The following is a 17,672-nucleotide window of genomic DNA, read 5'->3' as shown; positions in this document are numbered from 1 at the left end:
ACCGGGGCGGACCGGCGATACAAGGGTCATGTATACACAACTCGGCTATTTGTTCACCACAGGCGGCAATTGCTGGGCATAGGGCCGTGGCGTGTATACACTGATGATGTTCCATCCCGACACAGCCACCACCGAAGGAGGCAGGATGCGCGCCAGCGACAAGGCCTACGCGGCCCTGCGCGACGACATCATCGAATGGCGCCTCCTGCCCGGAACCGTGCTCGCGGAGGTGGAACAGTCGGCGCGCCTCGGCATCTCCCGCACCCCGCTGCGGGAGGCCCTCAGCCGGCTCACGGCCGAAGGGCTGACGACGACGGCGGGCGGCCGCGGCGTCGTCGTCACCGACATTTCCCTGGACGACATCGACGAACTGTTCGAACTGCGCGAAACCCTCGAGGGCAGGGCCGCCGCCCTCGCCGCCGAGCGCGGCGACCCCGCAACCTTCGATGCGTTGCGGCGCGAACTGCTCCAGGCCCCGGAACTGATCGGCGGCCAGGATCCGGCCCTGCACGACTACTACGGGCTGGTCGGACGGCTGGACGCGGCCATCGACGCTGCCATCTCCAACGCCTACCTCGTCCAGGCCATGCGCAGCCTCCGCGTCCACCTCGTGCGCGTCCGCCGGCTGGCCGCCGACGACGCCACCCGGCTTACTGCCGCCGCCGCCGAGCACGCGGCCATCGCCGAGGCGATCGCCGCCGGCAACCCGCGCCTGGCCGAGGCCGCCACCACGCTTCACCTGCACCGCAGTCTTTCGCACGTCAAAGCCACCCATACACCTCAGCAAAGGGAGCACCATGGTTAAGGAACACCACGTCCGCGTTTACAAGAGCGAGGAAAACCTGGGCCGCGAGGACCAGCTCGCCTACAAGATCGCCAAGGTCGCCGCTGATCCCGTGGAGGTCACCGATGAGGTCACCGACATGGTGATCAACCGGATCATCGACAACGCCTCGGTGGCGATCGCGTCGCTGAACCGCGCCCCGATCGTCGCGGCCCGGGCCCAGGCCCTCACCCACGGCCCCAGCACCGGCGGCAAGGGCGCGAAGGTCTTCGGCATCGAGGAACGCGTCTCCCCCGAATGGGCCGCCTGGGCCAACGGCGTCGCGGTCCGTGAACTCGACTACCACGACACCTTCCTGGCCGCGGACTACTCGCACCCGGGTGACAACATCCCCCCGGTCCTGGCCGTCGCCCAGCACGTCGGTTCCAGCGGCCGGGACTTGGTCCGCGGCATCGCCACCGGCTACGAGATCCAGGTCAACCTGGTCAAGGCCATCTGCCTGCACAAGCACAAGATCGACCACGTGGCCCACCTCGGCCCCTCCGCCGCCGCCGGCATCGGCACCCTGCTGGGCCTCGACGTCGAGACCATCTTCCAGTCGGTCGGCCAGGCGCTGCACACCACCACCGCCACCCGGCAGTCCCGCAAGGGCGAAATCTCCACCTGGAAGGCGCACGCCCCCGCGTTCGCCGGCAAGATGGCCGTCGAATCCGCGGACCGTGCGATGCGCGGCCAGACCTCCCCCGTGCCGATCTACGAGGGCGAAGACGGCGTGATCGCCTGGATGCTGGACGGCCCGGACGCCTCCTACACCGTGCCGCTGCCCGAGGCCGGCGAAGCCAAGCGGGCCATCATGGACACCTACACCAAGGAACACTCGGCCGAATACCAGGCCCAGGCGTGGATCGACCTCGCCCGCAAGCTCAACGGCGAACACCCCGAGGTCACGGACCCGGCCAACGTCGAATCCGTGCTGATCAAGACCAGCCACCACACCCACTACGTGATCGGCTCCGGCGCCAACGACCCGCAGAAGTACGATCCGACGGCCAGCCGCGAGACGCTGGACCACTCGATCCCGTACATTTTCACCGTCGCCCTGCAGGACGGCACCTGGCACCACGTTGACTCCTACGCCCCGGAACGCGCTGCCCGCCCGGACACCGTGGAACTCTGGCACAAGGTCAGCACTGTCGAGGATCCGGAATGGACCCGCCGCTACCACTCCCTGGACATCGCCGAGAAGGCCTTCGGCGGCACCGTGGAAATAACGCTCAAGGACGGCACGGTCATCACCGATGACATCGCGGTCGCCGATGCCCACCCGCTGGGCGCCCGGCCGTTCGCCCGGGAGCAGTACGTCAACAAGTTCCGCACCCTCGCCGCCGGCCTGGTGGCCGACGAGGAGATCGAACGCTTCCTTGCCGCCGCCGCCCGGCTCCCCGAGCTCGCCGCCGGCGAGCTGGACCAGCTGAACATCCAGGCCGCCGACGGCGTGATCGACCTCGCCGGAGCCCCGAAGGGACTCTTTTAATGTTGTATTCGAAGGTCACACCTGAGCAGAAGCGGATCCGGTTCCGCGAAATCCTCGCCTCCGGCACCATCGCCCAGTTCCCCGGCGCGTTCAACCCGCTCTCGGCGCGGCTGATCGAGGAGAAGGGCTTCGCCGGGGTGTACATTTCCGGCGCCGTCCTCGCCAATGACCTGGGCCTGCCGGACATCGGGCTGACCACCCTCACGGAGGTGGCCACCCGCGCCGGGCAGATCGCCCGGATGACGGACCTGCCGGCGATCGTCGACGCCGACACCGGCTTCGGTGAGCCCATGAACGTGGCCCGGTCGGTCCAGGAACTCGAGAACGCCGGCCTGGCCGGCTGCCACATCGAGGACCAGTTCAACCCCAAGCGCTGCGGCCACCTCGACGGGAAGAACGTCGTGGACCTGGAGACCGCCACCAAGCGGATCCGGGCCGCGGCCGATGCCCGCCGCGACCCGAACTTCCTGATCATGGCCCGGACCGACATCCGCGCCACGGACGGGCTCGAGGCCGCCCAGGAGCGCGCCAAAGCGCTCGTGGAGGCCGGTGCGGACGCGATCTTCCCGGAGGCGATGAAGGACCTGGCCGAATTCCAGGCCATCCGCGATGCCGTTGACGTCCCGATCCTGGCCAACATGACCGAATTCGGCCAGAGTGCCTTGTTCACCGTGGAGGAGCTGGCCGGCGTCGGCGTCAATATGGTCATTTATCCGGTGACGCTGCTCCGTAGTGCCATGGGCGCTGCGGAGCGTACTCTGGAATCGATTAAGGCCGACGGAACCCAGGAGGCACAGGTTGGAAGCATGCTGACCCGTGCGCGTTTGTACGATCTCGTTGATTACGAGGCTTACAACCGTTTCGATACCGGAGTCTTTAATTTCCAGATCCCCGGTAAGTAAGCCCCGCATAGAACCTCCGGCACGTGCCGGTATACAGGCGTTAGGAACAAAGGAGTTTCAGCATGGCTGAACAGGACATTAAGAAGGGCCTCGCCGGCGTCGTGGTGGACTACACCGCGGTCTCCAAGGTCAACCCGGACACGAACTCGCTGCTGTACCGCGGCTACCCCGTCCAGGAACTGGCTGCCAAGTGCAGCTTCGAGGAAGTCGCGTACCTGCTCTGGAACGGCGAGCTGCCCGACGCGGAGCAGCTGGCGGAGTTCACCGCCCGGGAACGCGCCGGGCGCGCCCTGGATCCGGTCGTCAAACAGGTGATTGACGCGCTGCCCACCACCGCGCACCCCATGGATGTCTGCCGGACTGCCACGTCGGTGTTGGGTGCCCGGCACCCCCTCGCCGAGGACGCCTCGCGCGAAGCCAACCTGGCCAAGGCCATCGATCTGTTCGCCGCGATGCCGGCAGTGGTGGCCTACGACCAGCGGCGCCGGCACGGCCAGGACGTGGTGGAACCCCGCGAGGATCTGGGCTACGACGCCAACTTCCTCTGGATGACGTTTGGTGAGGAAGCCGTCCCCGAAGTAGTCGACGCGTTCAATGTCTCCATGATTTTGTACGCCGAGCACTCCTTCAACGCCTCGACGTTTACGGCCCGGGTAATCACCTCCACGCTCTCGGACCTGCACTCTGCCGTGACCGGCGCCATTGGGGCACTCAAGGGTTCGCTGCACGGCGGTGCCAACGAGGCCGTCATGCACACCTTTGACGAGATCGGCATCCGGCCGGAGGAGTCCCTGGAGGACGCCCACGTCCGGGCCAAGGCCTGGATGGAGGACGCCCTGGCCCACAAAAAGAAGGTCATGGGCTTCGGCCACCGCGTCTACAAGCACGGCGACTCCCGGGTGCCCACCATGAAGTCGGCGCTGGACAAGATGATCGCGCACTATGGCCGGCCGGAGCTGCTGGGCCTCTACAACGGGCTCGAGACGGCGATGGACGAGGCGAAGGGGATCAAGCCGAACCTCGACTATCCGACCGGACCCACGTACCACCTCATGGGCTTCGACACCGCCACGTTCACCCCGCTGTTCGTCGCCAGCCGCATCACGGGCTGGACGGCGCACATCATGGAGCAGCTGGATTCGAACTCCCTGATCCGCCCCTTGAGCGAGTACAACGGCGTCGAGGAACGGCACCTGGCGTAGCAGGGCTTCCTGCGGGACGCGCGGGACCGGACGCCGGCACGGGCCGGCCACCTATTCGTAGGTGGCCGGCCCGTGCTGTTTGCCCGCGAACTTCAGCGTCGCGGGATGCGGACCGACGCAACGGTCTCGTTGTCCTCGTTGAGGACCACGACGACGTCGATCGTTTCGCCTGCCAGCGCCGGAGGCAGCCAATGCCCCGCATCCTGCCACATCCGCTCCAGCGGCAACGCCGCGGAGTCGAACCACTCGGGCGTGATTTCCGGGCTCTCGGCGGGTTCGCCGTGCCACCGCCGGGTGGTGAAGAGCCGGCACGACATGTTCCAGTCGGGCCGGGCCGGAAAGATGAACTCGACAACGCCGGCGTGGGCCAGGTCCTCTTGGAGCACTATGATCCCGGCTTCTTCCCAGACCTCGCGGACCACGGCCTCGGCGTCGCTCTCCCCCAGCTCCACGTGGCCGCCGATTCCCACGATCTTGCCGATGCCAAAGCCGGTCCTCTTCATGCCCAGCAGCACCTCGGTGCCGCTCTCCGCATCACGGAGCGGGAAGCAGAGAGTGACGGGCGTGAGCTTCATGTGCTCAACCCTATAGCTGCCGCAGGCTGCCGGCGCTATCCGGCGGCCGGGCCGTCGCCGACAAGCTGCTGCCTCAGTTCGACCGGTATCCCCTTCTGCGCGAATTCTTTGTCCATGGCCTGCTGCGGCGTGAGGCCCTGGTTGTTCGTGGCTTGGAACTCCCAGTTGTAGACGCTGGACCACTCCTGCCGGACATCGCAGAGGAATCGGCCGTTCTGCAGTTTGGCAATCTTGAACCAGGCGTTGCCGCCATCGAGCTGGAGTGCCCGGATCCCGTCACCGGAAATGGAGTAGGCGAGCCATCCGCCGGCGCAGCCCAGCACCGTGTAGTAGCCCTGGTCGGCGGGGGCAATCGGGATGATCGCGCGCTGCTGGTCATTGCGCTGCTGGTCAATGTTGGCCAGGGTGCATGCGACCCCGCCGGTGCTCAAAGCGGCAGGACCCGCTTTCGTGGGAGACGACGGGGCGGCTGGTGAGGCAGCGGACGGGGTTGGGGACGACGGCAATGGGCTGGCGGAGACAGTCGGGACCGGGATGCCCGTCTGGGCAGGCCCCGGCGCTGGTTGCGGCATCAGATTGCCGCCGACAACCACCGCGCCAACGATGGCTGCAGCGGCCAGTACAGTCGCGGCCGCAGCCCGCACGGCATTCCGTCGTGCCGGAGTGCGCCCTGCCAAAAGGACGACATTCGGATCCGTGGAAAATACGATTGAGCGGGCAGAGTCGCTTCCCGGCTCTGCTCCCGGCGCTCCCACCCGAGGTTTTGCATCCCTCATGAGCTGTTCGATGCGGTCCATGGCTAGTCCTTCCGTTCGGTCATGAGATGCGAGGGGGCAGCTTTCGCGAACGCGCGGCGTGCCCGGTGCAGGCGAACCGCAGCGGCGGATGAAGAACATCCCAGCGTCTGCGCCAGTTCAGCGATGGTCAGCTCGTCCCAGTAGCTGAGCATGAGGACTTCGCGGTCCCGCTCCCTGAGCTGCACCAGCACCTCTGCCACGGCGGCTCGTTCTTCATCGTTTGACCCGGGGGCTTGGCTGCGGACATCGTCTTTCAGCCTTTCGACAAGTTCCTGGCGGCGCCGGCGGCCCTTGTACTCATTGCCGACCACATTCCGGGCCGTTGCCAACAACCAGCCAATGCCGGGCGGTTCCGCCAGCTCCTTCTCCCAGGCAATTCTGAAGACGTCCGCGGCCAGTTCCTCGGCGCGGTGCCCGTCACTGATACGGCACGCAATGTAGCGGTAGACCCGCGCGGAGTGCTGGGTGTGCAGATCAATGAACGCTTGCTCTTTGGCAGCCAACATGGTGGTTCCCCCGGACATCGATGACTTCTTCTTGATGTGTAAGTGTCCAGTGAACGGCATTTCCTTACACAGGCCCGCAAAAAAGTTCGCCGTAACCGGCGCGGTGCGGGACCGGCGGACTATACCTTAGCCCAGGGCGCGCGGGTGCGCGGCGGCATAGATCTCCCGCAGCGTATCGGCCGTCACCTGGGTGTAGACCTGCGTGGTGGTCACCGAGGCGTGCCCCAGCAGTTCCTGCACCACCCGGACGTCGGCGCCGCCCTCCAGCAGGTGGGTGGCGAAGGAGTGCCGCAGCGTGTGCGGCGAAACGTCCTTGGTGATGTGGGCCTTGTCCGCCGCCGCCTTCAAAATGGTCCAGGCGCTTTGCCGGCTGATCCTGCCGCCGCGGGCGTTGAGGAACAGGGCAGGGGTGCCCTTGCCCTTGGCGGCCAGCAGGGGCCGGCCGCGGACGAGGTAGGCGTCAAGGGCTCGTGCCCCATAGGATCCGAGCGGGACGAGGCGTTCCTTGGAGCCCTTGCCGAAGAGCCTGACGATCGCGGGCCCTTCGCCGGCGTCGGACCCGCCCGAGGTATGCAGGGAAATGTCGTCAACGTCCAGGCCCACGGCTTCGCTGATGCGGGCACCGGTGGAATAGAGGAATTCGAGCAGCGAGCGGTCGCGCAGGCCGGTCGCCGTGTCCGTGCCGGCCGCCTCGAGGATCCGGGTGACCTCGTCGACGCTGATGGCCTTGGGCAGCCGCTTGCCGGGCATGGGCGGGTGGACGTCGCTGGCCGGGTCGGTGGACGTGATGCCTTCGAGGGCCCAGAACTTGTGGAGTCCGCGCACAGCCACCACCGTCCGGGCCGCCGAGCGGATGCCCAAGGCGGAGCCGCCGTCGGACCCGTCGGAGAGCGCCTGAACGAAGGCTGTGACGTCGTGCCGGGTGATCTCCGCGGGGCGTTCCCGGCCCGCGTGGGCCAGATGCCTGGCGTAGCGGGCCAGGTCCCGCCGGTAGGCGGAGAGCGTGTTGGCCGCGAGGCCCCGCTCCACGCCCATGTGCTGCAGGTAGTCAGTGATTGCGCGGTCGATCGCCGTCAACGCCCTGGCGGGCGGGCGCTCGGGAGCGGCTGCCTGCGCCGGGGCCGGAAGTTGCGCCGGGGCCGGCCGTTCGGCGATCAGCGGTTCCACTAGCGCTGGCTGGGATGGGCGGGCCAGGGCGCGTCGGCCGGGCGGAGGCTTTCGAAGTTGCCCGCGCGGGCGGCGGCAGCAGCCAGGACGCCGACGACGGCGGACGGGTTGTGGAGGCGGCCGTCAAGGACCGCCTGCACGGCCTCGTCCAGCGGGGTCCAGTGCAGTTCGATTTCGGCTTCCTCGTCTGTGCGGACGTGCCGCTCATGTCCCGGCACCTCACTCAGGCCTCGGGCCAGGTAGATGCGGATGGCCTCGCTGGAGGAGCCCGGGGAGTTGAAGAAGTCCGCCAGCACGTTCCAGCGGTCCGCGACGAGGTCCGCTTCCTCGGCCAGTTCGCGGGCGGCCCCGACGACGAAGTCCTCCCCTTCGACGTCAAGCAGCCCGGCGGGGATCTCCCAGAGATCCATGCCGACGGGGTGCCGGTACTGCCGGAGCAGCAGCACGTCGCCGTCGTCGTTCATCGGGAGAACCGCCACCGCGCCGGGATGGTCGATATAGTCCCGGACCAGGGTGTCGCCGTCGTCGTTGAGCTGGAAACTGTCGCTGACGACGTCCCAGATCCTGCCCTCGTACACCTTCCGGGACGACAAAAGACGGCGCGGGCTCGGCTCATCCGAAACCTGCCGTGCAGCATTGGGGGTCTCAGACATACCGGGCATCGCGCCGTCCTTTGATTCAGTTGGAAATTACTTGGACACTGCTGCCGACGAGGGCTTGGGCGCAGGTGCCGGGGCATCGGCCTTTGCACTCGGGCTGCTGCTGGCAGCGGGCGCGGCATCGCCGGCCCGCTGGTGGCCAAGGGCAGCCTCAATCAGGCCCGCGAACAGCGGGTGCGGGCGCGTGGGCCGCGAGCTGAGCTCTGGGTGCGCCTGCGTGGCCACGTAGTACGGGTGGACGTCGCGGGGAAGTTCCACGAACTCCACCAGCTTGCCGTCGGGCGACGTTCCGGAGAACGACAGGCCCTTGGCGGCGATCTGATCGCGGTACTTGTTGTTGACCTCGTAGCGGTGGCGGTGCCGTTCGCTGACCTTGGTGGCGCCGTAGGTCTCGGCGACGACGGAGCCTTCGTCGAGCTTGGCTTCGTACAGGCCCAGGCGCATGGTGCCGCCAAGGTCGCCCTTGCCGTCAACGATGTCCAGCTGCTCTTCCATCGTGGCGATGACGGGGTACTTGGAGTCCGGCTCGAACTCGGACGAGGACGCTCCTTCGAGGCCGACTACGTTGCGGGCGTACTCGATCACCATGCACTGCAGGCCCAGGCACAGGCCCAGGACCGGGAGCTTGGTTTCGCGGGCGTACTTCAGGGCGCCGAGTTTGCCTTCCAGGCCGCGGATGCCGAAGCCGCCCGGAACGCAGATGGCGTCGACGCCGGCCAGGGACTGCACGGCACCCTCGCGGGTTTCGCATTCGTCCGAGGGGACCCAGCGGATCTTGACCTTGGTGTCGTTGGCGAAGCCGCCGGCGCGCAGGGCCTCAGTGACGGACAGGTAGGCGTCCGGCAGGTCGATGTACTTGCCCACGAGCGCGATCTCAACTTCGTGCTTCGGGTTGTGGACGGCGTCGAGCAGCTTGTCCCAGCTGGTCCAGTCCACATCCTTGAACGGCAGGTCCAGGGCGCGGACGATGTACGAATCCAGGCCCTGGGAGTGCAGGGTCTTCGGGATGTCGTAGATGCTCGGTGCGTCCGGGCAGCCGATCACGGCGTCGATGTCGACGTCGCACATGCGGCCGATCTTGTCGCGCATCGGCTGCGGGACTTCGCGGTCGGACCGGATCACGATTGCCTCGGGCTGGATGCCGATGGAGCGCAGCGCGGCAACGGAGTGCTGCGTCGGCTTGGTCTTCAGCTCCTGCGACGGGCCGATGTACGGCACGAGGGACACGTGGAGGAAGAACACATTTCCGCGGCCGATGTCCTGGCGGACCTGGCGGGCGGATTCGAGGAACGGCTGGGACTCGATGTCGCCCACCGTGCCGCCGATTTCGGTGATGATGACGTCGGGGGCGTTCTTGCCCTCGGCGGGAAGCCGCATGCGCCGCTTGATCTCATCGGTGATGTGCGGGATGACCTGGACGGTGTCGCCGAGGTATTCGCCGCGGCGTTCCTTCGCAATGACGGTCGAGTAGACCTGGCCGGTTGTGACGTTGGCCGATCCTTCGAGGTTTTCATCGAGGAAGCGCTCATAGTGGCCGATGTCCAGGTCCGTCTCGGCGCCGTCGTCAGTGACGAAGACTTCGCCGTGCTGGAAGGGGTTCATCGTGCCCGGATCCACGTTCAGATAGGGATCGAGCTTTTGCATTGTTACAGACAGACCGCGTGCCCGCAGGAGGTGGCCGAGGCTCGAAGCCGTCAGTCCCTTACCGAGCGAGGACGCTACACCACCGGTGACGAAGATGTGTTTGGTCGTCTTGGACGAGCCCGGAAACCGGGAATTTACACGAGAGTTTGATCGCTGCACCACGGGGTTTGAGCTTATCATCAATTCGGCCTTCCACGGGTTCCTTGGCGGGATCCCGATGTGATTGTTGTCCTGGCAGCGGTCCCTGCGGGAGTCCCTGCGGAGGTCCTTTCGGGCCCGCCTAGCTTTGCGGGAGGAGTTTGGCGTCGTCCAGCAGCTCCTGGGCGTGGGCCTGGGCTGATTCGGAGTCCTCTTGGCCGGCCAGCATGCGGGCCAGTTCGCGGACCCGCTCGGCCTCGTCCAGCAGCTGCACGTCGCTGGAGGTGAAGCCGGTGGCGGTAGCCCCGTCAGCGCCCCGCACGGAGGTCTTGGTGACCCTGATGTGCTGGTTCGCGAACGCGGCCACCTGCGGCAGGTGGGTCACCACGAGGACCTGGACGTGCTGGGCCAGCATCGCCAGCCGGCGCCCGATCTCGACGGCGGCACGGCCACCGACGCCGGCGTCGACCTCGTCGAAGACAAACGTCGGGACGGGATCGACGGCGGCGAGCACCACCTCGATGGCGAGCATGACGCGGGAGAGTTCACCGCCCGAGGCGCCTTTGCCCAGCGGCCGGGCCGGCGCGCCGGAGTGCGGCTGAAGCAGGAAGGAGATTTCGTCGGCCCCGAACGGTCCCAGCTGGCCCGCGGACTCCACATTGATGACCAGGGTGGCATCGGCCATGGCCAGCGCCGTGAGCTCCGCGCTGACCCGCGCGGAGAGGTCCTTGGCGGCCTTGCTGCGGGCCTTGCTGATCCCGGCGGCCTTCTTCCGGAGCTCGGTTTCGGCCCGGGCGACCTCGGCGTCCAGCGCTTCGATCCGGGTGGAGTCGTCCTGGAGTTCCTCATGCCGGGCCCGGGCCTCCTCCGCCCAGACCAGCACCTCGTCAATGCTCGGCGCGTACTTGCGGACCAGCTTGGCCAGCGCGGCCCGTCGGTCCTCGATTTCGGCGAGCCGTTCCGGGCCCTCCGTGTCAAGGGCGGCCTGGTAGCTGGCGAGTTCAGCGGCGATGTCGTTGAGCAGGAAACCGACCTCGGCCAGGCGTGCCGCGGCGGAGCCCAGCTCCCCGTCGTGTTCGGCAACGTGCTCCAGGGTGCGTTTGGCGGCGTCCACGAGGGTGGTCGCGTCGGCTTCTTCACCGAAGTCCTCGGCGATGAGCGCCTGGTGGGCGGTGCTGGCCGCGATCCGCAATTCCTCGACGTTGGCCAGTTTCACGGCCTCGGCCTTGAGGGCCTCGTCCTCCCCCGGCTGCGGGTCCACGGCGTCGATCTCGGCCAGGGCTACGTGCAGCGACTCGGCCTCGCGGAGGCGTTCACGCGCGGCACTGCGCAAGGAGTCCAGCTCGCCCTGGCTGGCATGCCAGTGCGCGTAGAGGTCCTGATAGGCGGCAAGCGCGCCGGCAAGGCTCTCGCCGGCGAATTTGTCCAGGGCTCCGCGTTGCGCCACCGGGCTCTTGAGCCGGATCTGGTCCGACTGTCCGTGCACCACCACGAGGGTTTCGCCGATTTCGGCCAGCACCCCCACCGGCGCGGCGCGTCCGCCCAGATAGGCCCGGCTGCGGCCGTCGGCCCCGACGCTGCGGGCCAGCAGGAGTTCCACACCGCCGTCGAACTCCTCCACCTCGGCCCCGGCTTCCCTGGACCGCGCGACGGCAGCGTGGCCGGCGTCGAGCTTCAGCACGGCCTCCGCCGAGGCGCTCTTCGCGCCGCTGCGGACGGCGCCGGCGTCGGACCTGGCACCGAGGAGCAGCCCGACGGCCGTCACCACCATGGTCTTGCCGGCACCGGTTTCACCGGTCACCACGCTGAGGCCTGGGCCCAGCGGCAGGGTGGCGTCGGTGATGACGCCGAGGTCGCGGATACGCAGTTCTTCAAGCATGGTTCACTTCTCGGTTGTGGGATCTGGCGAGGGATCGGGCGCGTCGGCAGTTCCCTCGTGGCGCGGCGAGGGAAGCGGCGGCATGGGACGGGGCGTGCGGATGATCGGGAGGGGGCCGGTGTGGATGGCCCGGGTTTGGGGCACGGGGCCGCGCCAGCCCTGGATGGGGAGCTGGAACTTGCGCACGAGCCTGCCGGAGAAGGGGGTCTGGTGTGTCCGGGCCAGACGCACGGGCGTTGCGGAGCGGGTCACTTCGACGCGCGCGCCGGGCGGCAGATCCACCGAGCGGCGGCCGTCGCACCAGAGGACACCCTGGGCGTCGGTGCGGTTCAGGATCTCGACGGCGAGGCGGGACCGGGGCGAAACCACGAGCGGCTTCGCGAAGAGGGCATGGGCGCTGATCGGCACGATCAGGAGGGCCTCGACCTCGGGCCACACCACGGGACCGCCGGCGGAAAACGCGTAGGCCGTGGAGCCTGTGGGCGTGGCCAGGACCACGCCGTCGCAGCCGAATGAGGTCAGGGGGCGTTCGTCGACTTCGGTGACCACCTCCAGCATCCGTTCCCGGTTGCCCTTTTCGATCGCGGCCTCATTCAGGGCCCAGGTGTGCCAGATCTTCTGGCCGCGGACCCAGACCTGGACGTCGATCGTCATGCGCTCCTCCACCGTGTAGTCACGGCTGGCGATCCACTCGACGGTCTGGGCGAGGTCGGCCCGTTCGCTCTCGGCCAGGAACCCCACGTGGCCAAGGTTCACTCCAAGCAGCGGCACGTCGACTTCGCGGACCAGTTCGGCAGCCCGGAGGATGGTGCCGTCCCCGCCGAGCACCATGACAAGTTCCACCTCGGGCAGCTTCACGTGATCGTGAAGGACCTCGACCGGGTGGTCGAGCCGGCCGAAGAAGCGGACCATGTCCCCGAGCTCGTTCTCCTGCAGAACGGGGACCAGCCCGGATTCGTGCAGCAGCGCACACGCTTCCCAGGCAGCCTTGAGGGACTCCTCGCGCCCTGTGTGGGCCAGGATCAGGACACGCCTGCTCATCAGGTTCCGCCTTCTGGTGGTACTAGTGGTTCGGCCAGATTGTTCCGAGCAACGCAGCAACAGCTGCGTCCCGCTCCTCGATCTTAGGCGGGACTTCCGACATCGCGCGTTTTATCCACAGGAAGTATTCGACATTGCCGTCCTGGCCCGGCAGCGGGCTCTGGGCGAGGCCTGACAAGACCAGGCCCGCATCCACGGCGGCGGAAGCCACCTTGCCCACGGCGAGCCGGCGTTCGCGTTCCGAGGTGACCACGCCGGTCCGGCCCAGCCGGTCCTTGCCGATCTCGAACTGTGGCTTGACCATGAGGACGAGGTCGCCGCCGGGCAGCGTGCAGGCCGCGAGTGGCGCCACCACAAGCGTCAGCGAGATGAAGGACAGATCAGCCACCGTCAGGGCGGCCGGTCCGCCGATTTCCGCGGCCGCCATGTAGCGGACGTTGAGGCCTTCGTGCACGGAAACCCTGGAGTCATTCCGGATTTCCGGCACCAGCTGGCCGTGCCCCACGTCGACGGCCACCACGTGGGCAGCACCGCGCCGAAGCAGCACATCCGTGAACCCGCCGGTGGAGGCGCCGGCGTCGAGGCACCGTTTGCCTGCGACGTCGACGGCGGGAAAGGCATCCAGCGCGCCGGCCAGCTTGTGCCCGGCGCGGCTGACGTAGCCGTCCTCGGCCGAGGCCGTGACGTCCAGCGCGGCGTCCTCCGGGACCTGCAGCGACGCCTTGGCGAGGACCTCGCCCCCGGAGCTCACCTTGCCCTCGGCAATGAGCCGGGCGGCATGGGTACGGGACCTGGCGAGCCCCCGGCTGACGAGTGCCTGGTCGAGCCGGCTCACGATCCCCCGTTCCCCGCGGCATGGATACGGCGCGCCACGCCGGCGTGTCCGGTCACGTCTTCGTTCAGGGCCTCCAGCAGGGCATCATGCATGCCTGCATACACTTCGCCGTGCCCGGACACAGGCATTTGCCGCACGGCCCCGAGGCGGTCCAGGACAGCGTTGACAGCCGGATCCAGGACTGCTGCCGCGTGCTCTGCTGCCGCATGCCCGGACAGCTCCGCCGGGAGCTGCTGCGTCGGCAGCTCGGGCCAGGCGACGTCGGCCGCAGGGGTCGGCGCCTCAGCCGGCTGTTCGTCTGGGGCCTGGTCCAGTCCCTGGTGTAGCTCGCTCATGTGTCCAGCCTAGTGATCGGACCACTCGAGGACCGGAGGCAGTGCGCTGGTCGTCTCGGGGTTTGCGGCCCACCAGGCCGAACAGGCGGCACGCCACGAATCGAGGTCGGCGGGGTCGCCGCTGATGTGGACCGACTGCCCCCGCACGGTCGCCGAGGCCGTGCCGCTGCGGAACCGCCCGGCGTCGTGCTCTACGGCAGGGTATGGCGCGTACAGGCCGGTCAGGTCATTGATGAGGAAATCGGGGCGTTCCACAGACCGTGCCGCGAGGATCGATTCCCTTGTGTCCACTCCGGTCAGCACGGCGACGGTGGCGAAACCGGCGTTGTTGCCGCCCAGGATGTCGGTGTCCAGGCGGTCACCGACGACCAGCGGCCGGTCCGCCGCCAGCCGCTTGGCGGCCGTGTGGAACAGGGGGGCTTCGGGTTTGCCGGCCACGATCGGGCTCTTGCCGGTCGCGGCTGCCACGGCGGCCACGAGCGTCCCGTTACCGGGGGCAATTCCACGCGCCTGGGGAATGGACCAGTCCGTGTTGGTGGCCACCCACAGGGCGCCGCCGGCGACGACGTACGACGCCTCGGCGAGGTCCTTCCAGCCAAGTTCCGGACTAAAGCCCTGAACGACGGCGACGGGGTCATCCTCCGCGCCGCGGACGGGAACCAGGCCAACCAGTTCAATTTCCCGGGCAAGTGCGGCACTGCCCGTGATCAGCACATGTGCCCCGGCCGGCAGCATCGACGCCAGCAGCGCTGCCGCCGCCTGCGAGGAGCTCACCACCTGGTGGTCCTCGGCGGGGGCGCCGAGATCGCGCAGGTGTTGGGCCACCTGTGCAGGGGAACGGGATGCGTTGTTGGTGACGTAGCCCAGTCCGACGCCCACCCCGGCCAGCCGGCGCAGCGACTCGACGGCCCCGGGAATGGCGTTGGGCCCTGCATAGACAACGCCGTCAAGATCGGAGAGCAGGGCATCAAAGGTGGAGATCAGGGCGGTACCCGTCATGCGATTAGTCCTCCACACTTTCGTGCTGGTCCCGCTCTGAGTCAGCGGAGAGTTCCTGGTCCGCGTCATCGTTCAGTTCCAGGTCTGACTCGGCGATCGCTTCGTCATCAGCTTCGTCCTCGGCTTCGTCCTCGGCTTCGTGATCAGCTTCGTCGAGCACGTCGGATTCCACTGAATCCAGGTCGGACTCGGGGTCGTCAGACTCGAAGTAGTCGGCTTCGGCGTCGTCGGCTCCGTCGTCGCTGGCGAGCTCATCGCCCGCGTCCAAGCCGGCCACACCGGCTGCGGCGCCGGTGGCCTCTGCCGCGGCAGCGGCACCTGCGGCACGCGGTGCGCGCTCTTCGGTTCCGGCGTGCGTGTCGGCATGCTCCTGCGCCCGGAGGCGGCGCTGCCGTTCCTCCTCGCGGGCTTCTTCTTCCTCGTCCCAGCCGAGATCGATGATGTCGGGTTCCTCGTCAGCCCCGAGGCCCAGCGCGTTTTCTGCCACAGTGGCCTGGCGTTGCCATTTGGTGGCTTCGGCAGCGCGGCCGGCTGCCGTCAGCGCGTCAGCATAGGCACGGAACAGCCGGGGGCTGTAGGAAAAGGCGCGGTTGATGTCCAGCTGCGGGATTTCCAGTTCGGAAACCGCGGCGTCGAGCTGCCCGAGGTCGGTGCGGGCACCGGCTGCAACGATGGCCAGTTCCACCTTGCCGGGGGCGTCGAGATCCTTGGCTTCGTCGGACCGGGCCATGTCCAGTGCACGGTCCGGGCGGCCAAGGCCGCGTTCGCAGTCGGCCATGACCGGCAGGTGCATGTTGGAGCCACTGATCCGGCGGTAGGTCCGGAATTCCCGAAGGGCTTCACCATAGTGGCCGGCTGCGTAGGCGGTCAGGCCGACAGCTTCGCGGACGGACGCGAGGCGTCCGCCACGGCGGCTGGCTGCCAGGGCATGCTGGAAGGCAAGCTCAGGTTCCTCGTCCAGGAGCCGCCCGGCCATGACGAGGTGGCGGGCCACCCATTCGGCGCTGGTGCCTTCGAGGGTCTTGATCTGGTGCTGCGTGGCGCGGTCAAGCTCCTTGCCCGTGACGTCCTCGTCGATCTGGGGTGAACGCTCCCGGTCGGGGCGGTTGGCGCTGCGGAGGTCGCGGGCATTGGGCACGCGAACCGGACGGTCCTCGGGGCGGTCGCGTCCATACTGGCGCGGGCCTGAGTCGCCACGGTCGAAGCCCCGTGCGGGACGATCCTCGCGGGTGGCGAAGGGCTTGCGGTTCTCGCCGCTGCCGTACGGCTTGCGGTCACGGTCGCCACCGCCGCCGAAGCTGCGCTGGCCCCCGCCCTCACGCGGGGCGCGGTCACCATACGGCTTACGGTCACCGCCGCCGCTGTACGGCTTACGGTCACCATAGGACGGACGGCTGTCGCCACCAAAGCTGCGCTGGCCCCCGCCCTCACGCGGAGCACGATCGCCATACGGCTTACGGTCACCGCCGCCGCTGTACGGCTTACGGTCACCATAGGACGGACGGCTGTCGCCACCAAAGCTGCGCTGGCCCCCACCTTCACGCGGAGCACGATCGCCATAAGGCTTACGGTCACGGTCGCCGCCGCCGCTGTACGGCTTACGGTCACCATAGGACGGACGGCTGTCGCCACCAAAGCTGCGCTGGCCCCCACCCTCACGCGGGGCACGGTCACCATAAGGCTTACGGTCGCCACCGCCGAAGCCGCGCTGATCCCCGCCCTCACGCGGGGCACGGTCACCATAAGGCTTACGGTCGCCACCGCCGAAGCCGCGCTGATCCCCGCCCTCACGCGGGGCACGGTCACCATAGGGCTTACGGTCACCGCCGCCGCTGTACGGTTTACGGTCACCATAGGACGGGCGGCTGTCGCCACCAAAGCTGCGCTGTCCCCCGCCTTCACGCGGGGCACGATCACCATACGGCTTACGCTCACCGCCGCCACTGTACGGCCTACGCTCGCTGTTTCCGAAGCCGCGCTGATCCCCGCCCTCACGCGGAGCACGATCGCCATACGGCTTACGGTCACGGTCTTCCCTGGAACGGAATCCGCGGGGATCGCCGCCAGAGTTGCTGGTGCCGCGGAAAGGGGCTCCATCGGAACTGCGTCCGCCAGAGTTGCCGTGGGCCTTGCCACCGCGGTTGCCATCATTGTGCTCAGCCATGCTGGAATCCTCCTGTTGTGAGCTGACCACTGGCGCAATCGCAGCCGCTCTGTTCCGTGTTTCGTTTCCTACGCAACCCGAAATCAAGCGCTTCGAAGTCCGTACATCTCCCCCAATTCTAGGCGAGCAACCCGCCACCGGCTAACGGCACCAGGTCAAAGGGGGCCCGCGGTGGGAAGTCTCACAACCTGCCGGGGCGCTTCTGTCAGCGGCCGCCGGCTGGCGGGCAGCTCCCTCATCCATGGGTGGTCGACGGCGGCTGTGGCGTTGTTCCCGACGCTCTCTCACCTTGGGCGGGGTGTCCTGTGACGCTCCCTCACGTTAGGCGGGGTGCGGCGGGATGCTCCCTCACGTTAGGCGGGGTGCGGCGGTGACGCTCCCTCACGTTTGGCGGGGTTTGGCGGGATGCTCCCGCAGGTGTTGCGGGGCCGTGGGCCCCGGGCCCCGGGCCCCGGGCCGGATTTTGTGGTGGGGGTTTAAATGCGGGAGGACCCCCACCTGGTGGTGGGGG

General features: G+C 68.0%; 16 protein-coding genes. 4 read left to right on the top strand and 12 right to left on the bottom strand.

Annotation, left to right across the window (positions count from 1 at the left end):
- The first annotated feature begins 145 nt into the window (after nt 1-145).
- From AC1D0A_RS06055 to AC1D0A_RS06040, 4 genes are all read left to right on the top strand, one after another.
- Nucleotides 146-805, top strand: coding sequence for a GntR family transcriptional regulator (locus tag AC1D0A_RS06055; protein ID WP_476945385.1), 660 nt, complete (start codon nt 146-148; stop codon nt 803-805).
- On the top strand, nt 798-2,318 hold the full coding sequence (locus AC1D0A_RS06050; RefSeq protein ID WP_476945384.1) for an MmgE/PrpD family protein: 1,521 nt from the start codon (nt 798-800) through the stop codon (nt 2,316-2,318). Before AC1D0A_RS06055 ends, AC1D0A_RS06050 begins: the two co-directional genes overlap by 8 nt.
- Entirely contained in the window at nt 2,318-3,220 is a 903-nt protein-coding gene (gene prpB, locus AC1D0A_RS06045; protein ID WP_028277409.1) for a methylisocitrate lyase, read from the top strand. The genes AC1D0A_RS06050 and prpB overlap by 1 nt, the downstream gene beginning before the upstream one ends.
- 62 nt (nt 3,221-3,282) lie before the next feature.
- Nucleotides 3,283-4,422, top strand: a complete 1,140-nt coding sequence (locus tag AC1D0A_RS06040) for a bifunctional 2-methylcitrate synthase/citrate synthase (protein WP_028277410.1) — start codon at nt 3,283-3,285, stop codon at nt 4,420-4,422.
- Between the two features lie 92 nt (nt 4,423-4,514).
- On the opposite strand, the gene AC1D0A_RS06035 is transcribed toward AC1D0A_RS06040, so the two are convergent.
- From AC1D0A_RS06035 to AC1D0A_RS05980, 12 genes are all read right to left on the bottom strand, one after another.
- Complete coding sequence (locus AC1D0A_RS06035; protein ID WP_476945383.1) at nt 4,515-4,997, bottom strand: 8-oxo-dGTP diphosphatase; 483 nt, start codon at nt 4,995-4,997, stop codon at nt 4,515-4,517.
- A 35-nt stretch (nt 4,998-5,032) separates the two neighbouring features.
- Nucleotides 5,033-5,428, bottom strand: a complete 396-nt coding sequence (locus tag AC1D0A_RS06030; protein WP_476945382.1) for a hypothetical protein — start codon at nt 5,426-5,428, stop codon at nt 5,033-5,035.
- A gap of 368 nt (nt 5,429-5,796) precedes the next feature.
- A complete protein-coding gene (locus tag AC1D0A_RS06025; RefSeq protein WP_084476185.1) occupies nt 5,797-6,318 on the bottom strand; it encodes a sigma-70 family RNA polymerase sigma factor in 522 nt (173 codons plus the stop codon).
- 108 nt (nt 6,319-6,426) lie between these two features.
- On the bottom strand, nt 6,427-7,467 hold the full coding sequence (xerD, locus tag AC1D0A_RS06020; RefSeq protein ID WP_476945381.1) for a site-specific tyrosine recombinase XerD: 1,041 nt from the start codon (nt 7,465-7,467) through the stop codon (nt 6,427-6,429).
- The gene (locus AC1D0A_RS06015) at nt 7,467-8,129 is read right to left on the bottom strand and encodes an NUDIX domain-containing protein (RefSeq protein WP_476945380.1); all 663 of its coding nucleotides are present in this window, start codon (nt 8,127-8,129) and stop codon (nt 7,467-7,469) included. The genes xerD and AC1D0A_RS06015 overlap by 1 nt, the downstream gene beginning before the upstream one ends.
- A 27-nt stretch (nt 8,130-8,156) precedes the next feature.
- Nucleotides 8,157-9,950 (bottom strand): CTP synthase, encoded by a 1,794-nt coding sequence (locus AC1D0A_RS06010; RefSeq protein WP_043436300.1) that lies wholly within the window; start codon nt 9,948-9,950, stop codon nt 8,157-8,159.
- A gap of 100 nt (nt 9,951-10,050) precedes the next feature.
- Entirely contained in the window at nt 10,051-11,787 is a 1,737-nt protein-coding gene (gene recN, locus AC1D0A_RS06005) for a DNA repair protein RecN (RefSeq protein ID WP_243179570.1), read from the bottom strand.
- Between the two features lie 3 nt (nt 11,788-11,790).
- The gene (locus AC1D0A_RS06000; RefSeq protein WP_028277417.1) at nt 11,791-12,828 is read right to left on the bottom strand and encodes an NAD kinase; all 1,038 of its coding nucleotides are present in this window, start codon (nt 12,826-12,828) and stop codon (nt 11,791-11,793) included.
- Nucleotides 12,829-12,850: 22 nt separating this feature from the next.
- Nucleotides 12,851-13,663: a TlyA family RNA methyltransferase gene (locus tag AC1D0A_RS05995; RefSeq protein ID WP_243179571.1), complete on the bottom strand. Its 813-nt coding sequence runs from the start codon at nt 13,661-13,663 to the stop codon at nt 12,851-12,853.
- Nucleotides 13,660-13,998 carry a hypothetical protein gene (locus AC1D0A_RS05990; RefSeq protein WP_476945379.1) on the bottom strand — a complete coding sequence of 113 codons (339 nt, stop codon included), beginning with the start codon at nt 13,996-13,998 and terminating at the stop codon, nt 13,660-13,662. The genes AC1D0A_RS05995 and AC1D0A_RS05990 overlap by 4 nt, the downstream gene beginning before the upstream one ends.
- A gap of 9 nt (nt 13,999-14,007) precedes the next feature.
- Nucleotides 14,008-14,997, bottom strand: coding sequence for an HAD-IIA family hydrolase (locus AC1D0A_RS05985; RefSeq protein ID WP_476945378.1), 990 nt, complete (start codon nt 14,995-14,997; stop codon nt 14,008-14,010).
- Between the two features lie 4 nt (nt 14,998-15,001).
- Nucleotides 15,002-17,161 carry a hypothetical protein gene (locus tag AC1D0A_RS05980; RefSeq protein ID WP_476945377.1) on the bottom strand — a complete coding sequence of 720 codons (2,160 nt, stop codon included), beginning with the start codon at nt 17,159-17,161 and terminating at the stop codon, nt 15,002-15,004.
- Nucleotides 17,162-17,672 lie beyond the last annotated feature (511 nt).

Source organism: Arthrobacter sp. P1_D4, assembly GCF_056406115.1.
This window is presented reverse-complemented; position numbering and strand designations above follow the sequence as displayed.